The 15,289-nt window shown below is 71.4% G+C and carries 10 protein-coding genes and 1 pseudogene; 7 read left to right on the forward strand and 4 right to left on the reverse strand.

Annotation, left to right across the window (positions count from 1 at the left end):
• Positions 1-212: 212 nt before the first annotated feature.
• Positions 213-4,595 (forward strand): S8 family serine peptidase, encoded by a 4,383-nt coding sequence (locus tag QCZ28_RS11415; protein WP_279516597.1) that lies wholly within the window; start codon positions 213-215, stop codon positions 4,593-4,595.
• Between the two features lie 74 nt (positions 4,596-4,669).
• Here the strand turns inward: QCZ28_RS11415 and QCZ28_RS11420 are convergent, their stop codons facing one another.
• Positions 4,670-5,176, reverse strand: a complete 507-nt coding sequence (locus tag QCZ28_RS11420) for a winged helix-turn-helix domain-containing protein (RefSeq protein WP_279516598.1) — start codon at positions 5,174-5,176, stop codon at positions 4,670-4,672.
• 269 nt (positions 5,177-5,445) lie between these two features.
• Here QCZ28_RS11420 and QCZ28_RS11425 point away from each other — a divergent pair, with 269 nt between their 5' ends.
• The 4 genes from QCZ28_RS11425 to QCZ28_RS11440 are packed head-to-tail and all read left to right on the forward strand — an operon-like array spanning position 5,446 to position 9,095.
• On the forward strand, positions 5,446-6,429 hold the full coding sequence (locus QCZ28_RS11425) for a phosphatase PAP2 family protein (protein WP_279516599.1): 984 nt from the start codon (positions 5,446-5,448) through the stop codon (positions 6,427-6,429).
• Positions 6,430-6,445: 16 nt separating this feature from the next.
• Positions 6,446-7,138 carry a response regulator transcription factor gene (locus QCZ28_RS11430; protein ID WP_279516600.1) on the forward strand — a complete coding sequence of 231 codons (693 nt, stop codon included), beginning with the start codon at positions 6,446-6,448 and terminating at the stop codon, positions 7,136-7,138.
• Positions 7,135-8,592, forward strand: a complete 1,458-nt coding sequence (locus QCZ28_RS11435) for a sensor histidine kinase (protein ID WP_279516601.1) — start codon at positions 7,135-7,137, stop codon at positions 8,590-8,592. The genes QCZ28_RS11430 and QCZ28_RS11435 overlap by 4 nt, the downstream gene beginning before the upstream one ends.
• Positions 8,589-9,095, forward strand: a complete 507-nt coding sequence (locus QCZ28_RS11440; RefSeq protein WP_279516602.1) for a hypothetical protein — start codon at positions 8,589-8,591, stop codon at positions 9,093-9,095. Before QCZ28_RS11435 ends, QCZ28_RS11440 begins: the two co-directional genes overlap by 4 nt.
• 16 nt (positions 9,096-9,111) lie before the next feature.
• Here the strand turns inward: QCZ28_RS11440 and QCZ28_RS11445 are convergent, their stop codons facing one another.
• From QCZ28_RS11445 to QCZ28_RS11455, 3 genes are read right to left on the reverse strand one after another with little or no spacing between them, the layout of a single operon-like run.
• Positions 9,112-10,134, reverse strand: a complete 1,023-nt coding sequence (locus tag QCZ28_RS11445; protein WP_279516603.1) for a D-alanine--D-alanine ligase — start codon at positions 10,132-10,134, stop codon at positions 9,112-9,114.
• Positions 10,131-11,273: an alanine racemase gene (gene alr / locus QCZ28_RS11450; RefSeq protein ID WP_279516604.1), complete on the reverse strand. Its 1,143-nt coding sequence runs from the start codon at positions 11,271-11,273 to the stop codon at positions 10,131-10,133. Before alr ends, QCZ28_RS11445 begins: the two co-directional genes overlap by 4 nt.
• A complete protein-coding gene (locus QCZ28_RS11455; protein ID WP_279516605.1) occupies positions 11,270-12,427 on the reverse strand; it encodes an acyltransferase in 1,158 nt (385 codons plus the stop codon). Before QCZ28_RS11455 ends, alr begins: the two co-directional genes overlap by 4 nt.
• Before the next feature lie 148 nt (positions 12,428-12,575).
• On the opposite strand from QCZ28_RS11455, the gene QCZ28_RS11460 reads away from it, so the two are divergent.
• Positions 12,576-13,448, forward strand: a complete 873-nt coding sequence (locus QCZ28_RS11460) for an LLM class F420-dependent oxidoreductase (protein WP_279516606.1) — start codon at positions 12,576-12,578, stop codon at positions 13,446-13,448.
• Between the two features lie 192 nt (positions 13,449-13,640).
• Positions 13,641-15,203: pseudogene (locus QCZ28_RS11465) on the forward strand (serine/threonine-protein kinase); the annotation flags it as partial.
• Positions 15,204-15,289 lie beyond the last annotated feature (86 nt).

A 15,289-nucleotide genomic window follows, 5' to 3' on the forward strand; every position in this document is an offset into this window, starting at 1 on the left:
CGCCGCCGGCCACTGCGACTCTTAGCGACAAGTTGCTCACGGCAAGTTCTTGATCGTCCGTTCTTCTCGATCATAGTGTCCACTCGGGCAACCGGCGTGACCCGCGCGGTGCATGGGGAGGTCCACCATGGCCCACTACACCCTGGGTCGTTCTGAGGGAGGCAGCACCTATGTTCAGACGTCCACAATGGCGACGCGCAGCCAGATCGCTGGTGAGCGCCGGTGCGGCGACGATTCTCGCCGCGACATGCCTGGCCACCATCGGTTCGGGCGCGCAGGCCGCGCCGGGCGGTGCGATGGGGGCGGGCACCTCGACCGGAGACAAGATCCGACCCGAACTCGCCAAGCAGCTCCAGGCCAAGAGTGAGGGCGACTTCTGGATCCGGTTCAAGGACCGGGCGGACCTGAGCAAGGCCAGCGCCATCAAGGACTGGTCGAAGCGCGGCACGGCGGTGGCGGACGCGCTGCGCAAGACCGCCGCGGCGAGCCAGGGCAAGATCCGGGCCGACCTCGACAGCTCGGGCACGAAGTACCAGACCTTCTGGGCCACCAACGCCATCAAGGTGAACAGTGGCTCGCTGGCGATGGCGCAGAAGTTCGCCGGCCACTCGGAGGTCGAGGGCCTCTACGCCCCGGTCGCGTACAAGGTGCCGGAGACGACGAAGGGCGCCGACGAGAAGACGGTGAACGCCCTGGAGTGGGGCATCGCCAACATCAACGCCGACGACGTCTGGTCCCAGTACGGCGTCAAGGGCGAGGGCATCACCATCGCGAACATCGACACCGGGGTGCAGTTCGACCACCCGGCGTTGGTGAACTCCTACCGGGGCAACAACGGTGACGGCACCTTCGACCACAACTACAACTGGTTCAACGCCGCCAACGCCACCGGGGCCTGCGCGACCGCTCCCTGCGACGGCGACGGCCACGGTACGCACACGATGGGCACCATGGCCGGCTCCGACGGCGCGAACCAGATCGGTGTCGCCCCCGGGGTCAAGTGGATCGCGGCGAACGGGTGCTGCCCCAGTGACGCCGCCCTGATCGAATCCGGTCAGTGGATGCTCGAGCCGCTGGACCTCAACGGTCAGAACGCGGACGCGAGCAAGCGACCGAACATCATCAACAACTCGTGGGGCACCCGGGACCCGTCCAACGAGCCGTTCATGGAGGACGTGACGAACGCCTGGACCGCGTCCGGGATCTTCGGCACCTGGTCCAACGGCAACAGCGGACCGGCCTGCCAGACCAGCGGCTCGCCGGGCAGCCTCGCCAGCAACTACTCCACCGGCGCGTACGACATCAACAACAACGTCGCCGGCTTCTCCGCCCGCGGCGCCGGTCAGAACGGCGAGATCAAGCCCAACATCTCCGCGCCGGGCGTGAACGTCCGGTCGAGCATCCCGGGCAGTGCCTACGGCAGCATCAGCGGCACCTCGATGGCCGCACCGCACCTCGCGGGCGCGATCGCGCTGCTGTACTCGGCGGCGCCGTCGCTGATCGGTGACGTCAACGCGACCCGCGCACTGCTCAACGGCGCCGCGATCGACAAGGCCGACGACCAGTGCGGTGGCACCGCCGCCGACAACAACGTCTACGGCGAAGGCCGACTGGACGCCCTCGCGCTGCTCAACGCCGCCCCGACCGGCGACATCGGCACGCTGGCCGGCACGGTCACCGACGCGACCTCCGGCGCCCCGATCGCCGGCGCGACGCTGACGCTCACCGGCGCGTCCGAGCGTGAGCTGACCACCGGCGCCGACGGCAAGTTCTCGACCCAGCTCCCCACCGGTGACTACCAGGTCGCCGTCGCGGCGTTCGGGTACGGCGGCACCACCACGACGGCAACCATCGCCAAGGGCACGACCACGACGCTCAACGTCGCCCTCACCGCGGTGCCGAGTGTCAACGTCACCGGAGCGGTCACCGACGGCTCCGGCCACGGCTGGCCGTTGTACGCGAAGGTGACAGTGGCCGGCGTGTCCGGCGTCTACGACTACACCACCCCGTCGAACGGCCGCTACAGCATCAAGCTGCCGGCCGGGCAGACGTACACCCTGACGTACGAGTCGCAGTACCCCGGCTACCAGACCGTCACCAAGCAGGTCGTGGTCGGCGCGGGCAACGTCACCGCCAACGTCGCCGTGCCGGTGGACACCACCGACTGCACCACCGCCGCCGGGTACACGTTCGGCTCCGACGGTGAGTACGAGACCTTCGACGCCACCACCACGCCGCCCGGCTGGACCGTCGTGGACAACGCGGGCAGCGGTCAGGTCTGGAAGTTCACCGACGACGGCAACCGGGGCAACCTGACCGGCGGCAGCGGCAACTTCGCGATGATCGACAGCGACGAATACGGCGCGGGCACCAGCCAGGACACCTCCCTGGTCAGCCCGGTGGTCGACCTGACCGCCGTCACCGCGCCGGTGATCCGGTTCAACCAGGACTTCAACCAGCTCAACGACGACACCGCCGACGTCGACCTGAGCATCGACGGCGGTGCCACCTGGACCAACGTGCTCCGGCAGGAGACGGACGTCCGGGGACCGAAGCTGACCGAGATTCCGATCCCGCAGGCGGCCGGTCAGGCGCGGGTGCAGGTCCGGTTCCACTACTACGACGCCTCGTACGAGTGGTGGTGGGAGGTCGACAACGTCCTGATCGGCAGCCAGGTGACCTGCGTGCCGGTCGACGGTGGTCTGGTCGTCGGCAACGTCCGTGACAAGAACGACGGCAGCTACGTCAACGGCGCGACCGTCACCAGCAAGGACCGGCCCGCCGAGAAGGCCGTCACGGTGGCGACCCCGGACGACCCGGGGCTGGCCGACGGCTTCTACTGGATCTACTCGTCGCTGACCGGCGAGCACCCGTTCACGGCGACCGCCGGCAACTACGTCAGCCAGACCAAGACTGTCGCCGTCGAGGCCGACTGGGCGACCACCGCGAACTTCCAGCTCGCGGCCGGCCGACTGGCGGTGACGCCGACGCAGCTCAGCGCCACCCTCCAGATGCCCAACGGCAAGACCAGCAAGACGTTCACGGTGACCAACACCGGCGGCGCGCCGGTCGAGGTGAAGTTCGGTGAGCGGGACAACGGGTTCGAACTCCTGCGGGCGGACGGCTCCACTGTCACCCGGCAGCAGGTGCTCGGCTCCGGCGGCGCGCCGGAGCAGCGGCTCACCGTCCCCACGTCGTTCGCCGCCAAGGCGTCCGGCAAGGCGGCCAAGGCCGCCGCCCCGGCGGTTGCCGCCCAGGCGGCGCCGTGGACCGACATCGCCAACTACCCGGCCACGATCATGGACAACCGGGTGGTGAACCTGGACGGCAAGGTGTACTCGATCGGTGGCGGCAACGGTGAGGCCTCCACCACCAAGAACTACGCCTACGACCCGGCCGCGCAGACCTGGACGGCGATCGCCGACCTTCCGGGCGCCCGCAACGCCGTGACCGCCGGCGTGGTGAACGGCAAGATCATCGTCAGTGGTGGCTGGGGCGACGCCGGCCCGGACTCCGCCACCTGGTCGTACGACCCCGGGGCCAACACCTGGACCGAGCTGGCCGACAACCCGGCGCCGCGGGCCGCAGCCGGTCAGGGTGTCGTCGACGGCAAGCTGTACGCGGTCGGTGGCTGCACGACCGCGTCCTGCACGCCGATGTCGAACAGCGTGGTGCGGTACGACCCGACCAGTGACACCTGGGAGTCGATGGCCAACTACCCGAAGTCGGTGGCCTTCGCCTCCTGCGGCGGGATCGACGGCGTCCTCTACTGCACCGGCGGCAACGACGGTTCCGCCGCGCAGAAGTCCAGCTACGCCTTCGACCCGGGTGCCAACACCTGGACCGCCGTCGCCGACGCGCCGACCGAGAACTGGGCCAGCGCGTACGCCGTCGCCAGCGGCAAGCTGCTCGTCGTCGGTGGTTCGCAGGGCGGGGCCATCAGCAACGCCGGCTTCGCCTTCGACCCGGCCGCCGGTTCGTGGTCCAACCTGCCCAACGCCAACACCGCGCGGTACCGCGGCGGCGCGGCGTGCGGCTTCTACAAGATCGGCGGCTCGTCCGGCAGCTTCGACGCGGCTCCCGAGAGCGAGGTGCTCCCGGGCTTCGAGGGATGCTCCGAGTCGGCCGCCGACGTCAGCTGGATGACCGTCGACAAGTCGGAGGTCACCCTCGCACCGGGTGCGAAGGTCACTGTCACCGTCGGTCTGACGGCGAACGTGGACCAGCCGGGCACCTACTCCGGCGCGGTAGCGATCTCCGAGAACACCCCGTACTCGGTCGCGCCGGTCGCGGTGACCATGACCGCGAACCCCCCGAAGACCTGGGGCAAGCTCATGGGTACGGTCACCGGCACCAGCTGCCAGGGTGCGACCTCGCCGCTCGCCGGTGCGGTCGTGCAGGTCGACTCGTGGGCGGCGTCGTACACCTTCGCCACCGACGCCGAGGGCAAGTACGCCTACTGGGTGGACCGCCGCAACAACCCGCTCACGATGATCGTGGCCAAGGACGGCTGGAAGCCGCAGACCCGCCAGACCAGGATCGACACCGCGACCCCGACGGTGGAGAACTTCGGGTTGGCGCCCATCCGGTGCTGACGGCCGAGCACTAGCCGCGTGACGTCCGGCCCGCCTGGTCCTCGACCAGGCGGGCCGGACCGCGCCCGGGGTGATCAGACGGGCGCGAGCCGGAATCCGACGCCGCGTACCGAGTGGATCGTCGCCGCGGCGTTGAGCCTGGCGAGTTTGGCGCGCACCCGGCGGACCACCGAGTGCATGTCCGAGCCCCGGCCGAGGTGCCGGTTGCCCCAGACCTCCAGGTGCAGCCGCTCGTAGGTCCACACCTGCCCGGGGGCGTGCACCAGGCAGAGCAGCACGTCGTGCTCCAACCGGGTCAGGTCGATCTCCTGGTCACGCCACCGCAGCACCCGACGGTCGGAGTCGACCGCCAGGTCCGGCGGCGGGGGCTGCGGGCTCGGCATCACCTCGGCGCGCGCCGCCGTGGTCGGCGGGGCCGGGGCGGCGGGCGCCTCGACCACCCCGAGAAACTCTCGCGCCTGGTCGACTGTCGAGACGATCAGAAAGGCGTCGCTGCCGCCGAGCAGCCGGGCCAGATGTCGCCGCTCGGCCGGCGAGGATGCGATGCCGATGACCAGGCTGGCGACTGGAATTTCCTGCATTTGCCAACACCTTCCGGTTCCCCACATCACTCCGGATGGATTTGTCGCACCGCCGACCGAGACATCGATCGGCGTCCTGACCCTAGTGGTGGCTGATCTCGGCTGGGTAAAACATAGTTGCATGTAAGCATGTGAATCCCGTTGTGCCGGCCAGGCCACCCGACCCCACCGCCGACCATGCGCTTCTCCGGAAGCGGCGGGGGTGTTTGTGACAGAACCAAGACAATTCGAGGACGGCGTACGGACCTGCGGGGGCGAGCATGGTCGCCATGTCCACCGGATCGCTGTACTCCGTCGGGCGCCCGACACCCGGTCCGGCGCGCCCGCTGCCCCACGCCCGCGCGGCGGTGCCGCTGGGGCTCCGACTGCTCGCCGCGGCGTTGTGTGGTCTGCTCGCCCTGACCCTCACCGCCGCCGTCTTCGTGCGGACCTATGCCGGGCAGTGGCTGGACGGGGTGCTCCTGCCGCCCGCCCAATCCGGCGGCGGGTACGAGCAGCGGACAACGCTCGTGGGCCCGGCCAAGACCGTGCTGGCCACCTTCGGCAACCCGACGCTCATCGCCGCCCTGCTCGGCGTGGTGCTGCTGGTGGGCGTGCTGCGTCGCCGGCTGGTGGCGGGCGTCGTCGGCGTGGGCATTGTCGTCTGCGCGGTGCTGGTGGCCGGTGCGGTGAAGACAGAGCTGCCCCGCCCGGACCTGCGGATCGAGAGTTCCACCACCCACAACAGCTTTCCCAGCGGTCACGTCGCGGCGGCGACCGCCCTGCTGCTGGCGCTCCTGCTGGTCCTGCCCGGGTGGGCCCGGCGCTGGCTGGCGGTGCCGGGTGCGGCGGGAGTCTCGGTGATCGCCGCCGCCACGATGATCGCGGGCTGGCACCGGTTCAGCGACGTGCTCGGTGGCGTACTGCTGGGGGTGACAGTGTTCTTCCTGGCCGCGGCCGCGTTGGCGGCCTGGGCCACCGACCACGACGCGGCCGGCGGTTCGGCCGGCGGCGGCCTCTGGCGCAGGCTGGCCGAGGCAGCAGTCGGGCTGGTCGTGCTGGTCTGGGCGCTGGTGGTGGTCGTGCCCGGTCTGGCCGCGTCGGTGCAGCGCGGGCTGCTGGTCGCGATCGTGGCCGTAGCCGGGTCGACGATGTTCCTGGTGGGCGCTGTGGTGTTCCTGGTGCGTTCGACGGATTTCGCGGTGCCGAGGGCGGCGCGCAGCCCCGCGCAGCCGCAGCCGCAGCCGTCGACCGAAACCCGAAAGGTCTCATGATGGGATACTTGATGACATGTCCCAGGTGCTGTTGATCGAAGACCACCAGACGGTGCGCGACGGACTGCAGTTGGCGCTCACCCGGCAGGGCCACACGGTGCACGCCGTGGGCACCGGTGAGCAGGGGCTGGAGCGGCTGCGCGCGGCCCCGTCCGATGTCGTGGTGCTCGATCTCATGCTGCCCGGGATGGACGGGTTCGAGGTCTGCCGCCGGATCCGGCAGCTCGGCGACCTGCCGATCATCATGCTCACGGCCCGCAACGACGACATGGACGTGGTCGCCGGCCTGGAGGCCGGCGCCGACGACTACGTGGTCAAGCCGGTGCAGGCCCGGGTCCTGGAGGCGCGCATCCGCGCGGTGCTGCGACGCACCGGCGGCGACTCTCGGCGCGGCGGCGAGCGGGCCGGCCTGGAACAGCACGGCGCATTGACCATCGACCGGGCGGCGCTGGTGGTCAGCAAGGACGGGTCGCCGGTCAGCCTCGCCCCCACGGAGCTGCGGCTGCTGCTCGAACTCTCACACACGCCCGGTCAGGTGCTCAGCCGCCAGCAACTGCTGGAGGCCGTGTGGGAGCACGGGTATCTCGGTGACTCGCGACTGGTGGACGCGTGCGTCCAGCGGGTCCGCGCCAAGATCGAGGCCGATTCGTCGGCGCCGGTCTTCATCCAGACCGTGCGTGGTTTCGGATACCGGTTCGGGCCGCTGTGACCTTCTGGCGCTCGGTCGCCGCCCAGGCATCGAGCCTGCGGGTCCGGCTGCTGCTGGCGTTCGCGCTGCTCGGGGTCACCACCACGGCCGTCGTGGCCAGCGGCAGCTACTTCCAGGCCCGGACGGTCATCCTCCAGCAGGCGCAGGACGCCGCGGTGATGTCGCTGACCGACCAGCTCACCAAGGTCTACCCGATCGCCCAGCTTCCGCCGACCCAGAACGACCTGGACCTGCTGGCCCAGCGGCTCTCCGACCGCGAGGGCTTCGCGGTGGTCATCTACCGGGACATGCGGGCACAGGGCTCACAGACACCTGCCCCGCTCAGCCCCGAGCTGCGGGCGGAGGTCGGCGACGGTCAGATCGCCTGGCAGCGTGTTTCGCAGGACGGGCAGCCCTGGCTGCTCATCGGCACCCAACTGCGGCTCGAGCGCCCCGACGGCACGGCCCACCCGTCCGGGTTGGAGGTCTACTCGGTGCGCGATCTCCTGCCCGAGCAGCAGAGCATCGACCAGCTCGCCACCAGGGCGTGGTGGACCGGCGGGTTGTCCCTGCTCCTCGCCGTCCTGCTGGCCCTGCTGTCCGCCCGGGGAGTCCTGCGACCCGTCCGCGACCTGGGCCGAGCGGCCCGCCGCCTCGGCGAGGGCGACCTGAGCACCCGGCTGACGGTCCGGGGCGTCGACGAGCTGGCCGACGTGGCGCGGACCTTCAACGACACCGCCGGCACGCTGGAGCGGCAGGTCGGTGAGCTTCGGCGGATGGAATCCGACGCCCGCCGCTTCGTTGCCGACGTCTCGCACGAGCTTCGCACCCCGCTGGCCGCGATGACGGCGGTCACCGACGTGCTCGACGAGGAGGCCGAGCACCTGCCCGGGGACGCGGGCCGGGCCGCTCGGCTGGTCAGCCAGGAGACGCAGAACCTCACCCACCTGGTCAACGACCTCATCGAGATCAGCAGGTTCGACTCCGGCACGGCCCGGCTCGCCCTCGACGACGTGGACGTGGGCGCGGCGGTGACCGCGACCCTGCGGATCCGCGGCTGGACCGACCGGGTACGCGCCGACCTGCCGCCCGCTGTGGTCGCCCGCCTCGATCCCCGCCGGCTGGACGTGATCGTCGCCAACCTGGTCGGCAACGCCTTCCGGCACGGTGCCGAGCCGGTGACCGTACGCCTGAGCGCCGACCCGGACTGGGTCACCATCGAGGTGGCCGACCAGGGGCCGGGGCTGGACCCGGAGGTGTTACCGCACGTGTTCGACCGCTTCTACAAGGCCGACACCGCGCGGACCCGCTCCGAGGGCAGCGGCCTCGGCCTCGCCATCTCCTGGGAGAACGCGCGGCTGCACCGCCACGGCGAGCGCCGGGGGGCTCTCGTCGCCGGCAACGCCCCGGGTGGTGGCGCGGTCTTCACGCTCCGGCTGCCCCGCGAGACGACGGACACCGGGGGTGCCCGGTGACCGGCCGGCGCACCGGGCGGGCGCTGCTCGCCGGCGCACTGCTGCTCGGCCCGCTGCTGACGGGATGCGGGGTACGGCCCAGCGCCGTCATCACCGGTCGTCCCGCGGTCAGCGGCCCCGCGCAGGGAGTCGGGCTCTACCTGGTCGCGCAGGGCGAACTGGTGCTGGTCCTGCGCCCGGCCAGGGGGGATTCCTCACCGACCAAGGCCCTTGCGCTGCTCGCCGCCGGCCCGCAGCCGAACGAACGCGGCCAGGGCCTGACCAGCGACGTGCCGACCGGGTTGAACCCGGTGGTCGAGGTGACGCCCGCGGCCGGTCGGTTCGGTGGTCTCACGGTGCGCGTCACCGGGACGACGCAGACGTTGTCGGCGACGGCGACCGACCAGATCATCTGCACGGTGTCCGACGCCGCCGCCCAGGCCGGCCTGGTGGCGAGCTCGGGTCCGGTCACCGTCGTCGGGTCCGACGGTGCCCAGCCAGCCCGCCGGTGTCCCGCCAGGTGACCGGACCGCCGCCGCCTCACACCAGGTCGACAGCCCGGGCCTGCCGGGGCAGGCCGCCGTGGTGGCGGTGGTCCTGATCGGCCAGCGCGCCGGAGATCAGGATGTCGATCAGGGCGGCGAACCCGATGCCGGCCTGCTGCCAGATCTGCGGGAACTGTGACGCGGCGGTGAAGCCGGGGAAGGTGTTGACCTCGTTCACGATGGGCTCGGGCGACCCCTCGGTGGGCAGGAAGAAGTCGACCCGCAGCAACCCGCGGCAGTCGAGGGCCTGGAAGGCGCGGATCGCACGGTCCTGGAGCACCTCGGTGGTCGCCGCGTCGAGCGGGGCGGGAATCTGGAACGTCGCCCCGCCGTCGTACTTCGCGTCGTAGTCGAAGAAACCGGCGCCGCTCACCCTGATCTCCAACGGCGGGCCGGCCTGCACCCGCCCGTCCGGGTGCTGGAGGACGGCCACGTCGATCTCGCGTCCGCGCGCGCCCTGCTCGATGAGCACCTTCGGATCGACCTGACGGGCCTGCTCCAGCGCGGCGGGCACCCCCGCCCAGTCGTCCACCTTGACCACACCCAGGCTCGAACCGGCCCGGGCCGGCTTCACGAAGACCGGCAGCTGCAGCCGGCGCTGGTCAGCGGGCGACAGCTCCTCGCCGGGACGCAGGGTCACCCCCGGGCTGACCCGCAGGCCCTCCGCCGCGAGGAGCCGCTTGGTGACCCCCTTGTCCATGCCGGCGGCGCTGGCGAACACACCGTTGCCGACGTAGGGCACACCGAGCCATTCCAGCAGCGACGACACGATGCCGTCCTCGCCGTACGGGCCGTGCAGGGCGGGGAACACCACATCCTGGGCGCGCAGCACACGCAACGCCGCGGGGAGTGGCGTCGGTCGACCGTCGACGTGCCACCCGCCGTCGCGGTCGATGAGGACCTCGGTGACCTGGTACCGCTCCCGGTCCAGGTGGGCGAGGATGCTCGCCGCCGAGCGGCGGGACACCTCGTGCTCGCCACTCTGCCCGCCGTAGAGGACCGCCAGTCGCGTTGTCATGAATTCCGTGCCCTTCCGTCGAGGTGGTCGCGGGCCACCCGAGCCCCGATGCCGGTCAAGATCTCGTGCGGGTTGGTGTCGGCCCAACGGGCCCACTCGACGACGGTCGGAGGGTGGTGGTCACCCTCGGCGGGGCCGAACACCACCACCGGGTCGCCGATCGTCACGGGAAGATCCCCGGCGTCGACCACGCACTGGTCCATGGCGATGCGTCCGACGATCGGGCACCGCCGGCCGCCGAGCCACACCGAGGCGCGCCCACCCGCGACCCGGGGCAGCCCGTCGGCGTAGCCGAGCGGCAGCAGCGCCAGCGTGGTCGGTGCGCTGGTCACGTGTTCGAACCCGTAGGAGACACCCGTGCCGGCCGGCACCCGCTTGACGTTGACCACGCTCGTCCGCAGTGTCATCGCGGCGCGCAGCCCGTACTCGCCGGGACCGCTCGCGCCGAACGGGTCCACGCCGTACAGGGCGATCCCGATCCGGCAGAGGTCGAAGCGGGTCTGTGGTGCGCAGAACGCGGCCGCCGAGTTGGCCAGGTGGACGAGATCGGGGTCCAGACCCGCCGACCGTGCGATCCGCAGCGCCTCCTCGAAGATCGCCACCTGTCGGGTGAGCGCGGGGGCGCCCGGCAGATCGGCGTCGGCGAGGTGGGACCACACCCCGCGCACCCGGATACCGCCCTCCCGTTCGTACTTGCGGGCCCAACCGACCATCTCGGGCCAGTCGTCCCCGGTGGCCCCGTTGCGGGACAACCCGGTGTCCGCCTTGAGCTGCACCATCGCCGGCGCGCCGAGCAGACGGGCCGCGTCGGCGACGGCATGCAGGTGCGTCGTCGTGGACACGCCGATGTCGACGCCACCCTTGATCAACATACCGAAGTCGTCGTCCGGGCGGTGCAGCCAGCTCAACGTGGGCGCTGTCACACCCGCCTCGCGCAGGCTCAGCGCCTCGGCCGTCGAGGTCACCCCCAACCAGGTGGCGCCGGCCCGGAGCGCGGCCCGGGCCACCTGCACCGCGCCGTGGCCGAACCCGTTGGCCTTCACCACGGCCATCAGCCCGGTGCCGGTGACCGACGCGATCGTCCGCACGTTGGTGGAGATCGCGTCCAGGTCGACCAGGGCTTCGGCGAGCATGCTCATCGGGCCGCCTCCACCCGCCGCCGGCCGGGGAGCGCGAACAGCCAGCCCGCGCGGACCGCGAGCAGCGCGCGGTGCACGGCCAGGCTCAGGCCGATCACCAGCCCGGTCAGCAGAATCGGATAACCGAGCACGATCAGGCCCTGAGCAGACCCACCAAACCCGGAAACCGGTACGAGCAACAGCCGGTGCAGCAGGGCCAGGACCGGCATGTGGATGACGTAGATCGGCAGGGTGATGCGGCCGAGCCTAGCCAGTGGATCGCTGAGCGCCGACCAGGAGGTCAGCCGGGCGGCGGCGGTTATGCCGAAGATCACTGCCAGCACGGAGACCGCCGGCCACACACCGAACCACTGCTGCGCGCCGGTCACCGCCATCGCGGCGAGCGCCAGGACGTAGGCCCCCGAGGTCAGCACCAGCCGGCGGCGGTTGGCCGTGGCCGCCCACCGTTCGATCTGCGGTCGCAGGTACAGGCCGGCGAGGAAGAAGACCAGGTTCTGGTAGAGACCGGCACGGTTGCCCGGGGTGTCGAGCAGGCCGGCGGCGGCAACGGCGGACAGCGCGGCGGCCGGGAGCAGGACCAGCGTCCGGGCCAGCCGTCGGGTCGCCCTGGCGATCGTGAAGTACACCGCAAGGGCGTACAGGTACCAGAGGTTGGACGGCGTGATGGTGAGCTGCTCCAGCAGACCGAGCGCCGAGGTGGCCCGGTCGGTCGGCAGTTGCGGCGCGGCGGCGAGCACCGCCGTGTGGATCAGCAGCCAGACGGCGTACAGGTAGAGGAACCCGGCGATCCGGCTGCGGGCGACCAGCCGCCAGGGCCGCTGGGCGGCGTTCGCCGCGAAGACACCCGAGATGGTGAAGAACAGCGGCATCCGCAGCGGGAGGAACTGCTCACCGAGCGTTCCCCAGAAGCCCGGCACCGGTACGCCGATGTGCCAGTCGATCTGGAGGTAGTCCTTCACCACCACGTGCCACAGCACGACGAGGACGATGCACACGCCCTTCGCGGCGTCGGCCCACTGTGCCCGCGGTGATCCGGCGGCGGGCGCGGACGCGGTGGCAGGGATGGGTCCGGTCCGCTGGCGGTGGCGGAACCGGACACGCGTCGCGTCGGGCTCCCGTTCGGTAGGCCGGGACTCGGTGGTCTGTTGGATCACCCACCGAAAGCTGCCAGCCGGATATCCGCGCGTGATCCCCGAATTGTCATGATCCGGTAATGGACGTGACCGGACCCGACCCGTCGGCGGCGCGGAGCCGCCCCGGCGCGGGCCGGGCGGCACTAGGCTCGTTGCGGAGGTGCCGAACATGAAGCTCGGGCTGCACTACTGGAACTACTCGACCCCGGCCGACCCGGCCGCCATCGCACCGACACTGGCCCAGGCCGCCGCCAGCGCCGAGCAGGCCGGCGTCGCGTCGTTCACGGTGATGGACCACTTCTTCCAGATGGACGCGGTGTTCGCGGCCGACGAACCGATGCTGGAGGCGTACACCACGCTGGCCTACGTCGCGGCGAAGACCCAGCGGATGACGCTGGGCGTGCTGGTCACCGGTGTGATGTACCGGTACCCGGGATTGCTGGCCAAGACCGTGACGACCCTCGACGTGCTCTCCGGCGGCCGGGCCCGCCTCGGCATCGGCGCCTCCTGGTACGAGCGGGAGCAGCTCGGGCTGGGTGTGCCGGTGGTGCCGGTGGCCGAACGGTTCGAGCGGTTGGAGGAGACGCTGCGCATCTGCCTGCAGATGTGGAGCGCCGACGACGGCCCGTTCAACGGCAGGCACTACCAGCTCGCCGAGACCATCAACTCGCCGCAGCCGTTGAGCCGCCCGCACCCGCCCATCATGATCGGTGGCGGGGGCGAGAAGAAGACCCTGCTGCTGGTGGCCCGGTACGCCGACGCCTGCAACCTGTTCGGCCGCGCCGGCATCGACGACGTCGCGCGCAAGCTGGATGTGCTGCGCGGGCACTGCGCCGCCGAGGGCCGCGACTACGACACCATCGAGAAGACGGTGGTCGCCGCCCAGCCGCCGCTGGACGACACCGACGCGTTCCTCGCCGAGGTGTCCGCGTACGCGGCGCTCGGCGTGAGCGAGGTGCAGGTGACCCCGGATCGGCACCCGGTCGAGTTCGCCCAGCGGCTCGGCGACGAGGTGCTGCCCCGGTTGGCCGACATCGGCTGACTCCGCCGCGACGGGTGCGGGTGCCACGGTGAACAACTGGCCAATTCCTGGTGGATCAACGGTGCGCCCGCACCGTCTCGGGCTCCATTAACGACATTCCCGGTGGGGATGAGCCGGGTCACAGAATGTGGCGTGCTTCGGACGCCGGAAATTGTTCGACATCGTGCCAGGTAGCCTCTTCGGGTGTCGCAGATGGTGCCGCCTCCAGTTACCGATCGGTATGACGTCGCCGAGGTCATCGGCCAGGGCGGAATGGGTCGAGTGTGGAAAGCCCGCGACCGAATGCTGCACCGGGACGTCGCCATCAAGGAAATCGTTCCACCGCCCGGCCTGACCGATGAGGCCCGACAGGAATTGCGGATCCGGTCGCTTCGGGAGGCGCGGGCAATCGCGCAGCTCGACCACGCCAACGTCGTCCGGGTCTTCGATGTGCTGCTGAGCGCCGACGGTGACCCGCGGATCGTGATGGAGTACGTGCCGTCCCGGTCGCTGCACGACACCATCACCACCGACGGCCCCGTCCCGCCGGTGCGGGCGGCCGAGATCGGGCTGGCCGTGCTCGGCGCCCTGCGCGCCGCCCACCGCGCCGGGATCATGCACCGCGACGTCAAACCGGCGAACATCCTCATCGGTGTGGACGGCCGGATCGTGCTCACCGACTTCGGCCTGGCCACCGCCGTCGAGGACGTGAACCTGACCCTCAGCGGTGTGGTGCTCGGCTCGCCCGCGTACGTCTCGCCGGAGCGGGCGATGCGGGGCACCGTGGGTCCGGAGGGGGACTTCTGGTCGCTCGGCGCGACCCTCTACGCCGCCGTCGAGGGTCAGTCGCCGTACGCCCGACCGTCGAGTTTGATGAGTCTCACCGCGTTGGTCACCGAGCCACCACCCGCGCCGCGACGCGCGGGACCGCTCGCGCCGGTGCTGGCCGGCCTGCTGCGCAAGGACCCGGCCGAGCGGATGGACGCCGACACGGCCGAGCAACTACTCCGGGCGGTGCTGGCCGGCACCCCACACCCGCCGATCGCGGTGACCTGGCGCTCGGCGCCCGCCGCACCACCACCGGCCGCGATCAGGTCCGGCTCGGTCGACGTGCCGGACGTACCCCGATCGTCGGCCGCTGCGGCGGACGGTGACCGTCCGGGACGGTCCGGTCGTCGGCGGGCCTGGCTTCTCGGTGGCCTCGCGGCAGTGGTCGCGCTCGGCGTGGCGGTCGGGGTTCCGCTGGCCACCCAGCGGCCGACCGGCGGCGGGGCGGAGCTGGTGGACGCCGCAGTGCCGGGTGCGCCGTCGAGGACCGGTGCCGCGCCGAGCACCGCCGCGCCTCAGCCGATCTCCTGGTCGGTCTACCGGGACGGCAGCGGCTTCTCGATGCAGGCGCCGCGCGACTGGCGGATCGTCCGTCACGGGCAGCGGGTCGAACTCCACGAGCCGGACGGCGAACGGATGCTGGTCGTCAACCGGACCGACTCGCCGCGCAGCGATCCGCTGACCGAACTGGGCGGCCCGGCCGTCGGCGAGCGGTACCGCGACTTCCGCCGGGTCGAGCTGGTCGCCGTCAACTACCAGCTCAAGGCGGCCGACCTGGAGTGGGCCTACACCAGTGACGCGGGCACCGCGATGCACGCGCGCCAGCGCACCTTCACGACCGGGAAGCGTCAGGGCTACAGCATCGCCTGGCTGACGCCCGAGTCCACCTGGGCGGCGGGGGCGGACGCGTTCCGGGAGGTCACCGCGGGCTTCCGGCCGGCGTCGACAGCGGACGGCGTCACCCCGTCCGGCACGCCGGACCGGCGGGTGTCGTCGACGCCGAGCGGGCCGCCGGCGCGGTCGGGCGACCGGCT

This window comes from Micromonospora sp. DH14, from assembly GCF_029809455.1.
GTDB classification, from domain to species: Bacteria; Actinomycetota; Actinomycetes; order Mycobacteriales; family Micromonosporaceae; genus Micromonospora; species Micromonospora parva.

Bases quoted from the DNA above. Each gene is read 5' to 3' on its own strand.
- QCZ28_RS11420 (WP_279516598.1), bottom strand. From the start codon at position 5,176: ATGCAGGAAATTCCAGTCGCCAGCCTGGTCATCGGCATCGCATCCTCG.
- QCZ28_RS11425 (WP_279516599.1), top strand. From the start codon at position 5,446: ATGTCCACCGGATCGCTGTACTCCGTCGGGCGCCCGACACCCGGTCCG.
- QCZ28_RS11430 (WP_279516600.1), top strand. From the start codon at position 6,446: ATGTCCCAGGTGCTGTTGATCGAAGACCACCAGACGGTGCGCGACGGA.
- QCZ28_RS11445 (WP_279516603.1), bottom strand. From the start codon at position 10,134: ATGACAACGCGACTGGCGGTCCTCTACGGCGGGCAGAGTGGCGAGCAC.
- alr (WP_279516604.1), bottom strand. From the start codon at position 11,273: ATGAGCATGCTCGCCGAAGCCCTGGTCGACCTGGACGCGATCTCCACC.
- QCZ28_RS11460 (WP_279516606.1), top strand. From the start codon at position 12,576: ATGAAGCTCGGGCTGCACTACTGGAACTACTCGACCCCGGCCGACCCG.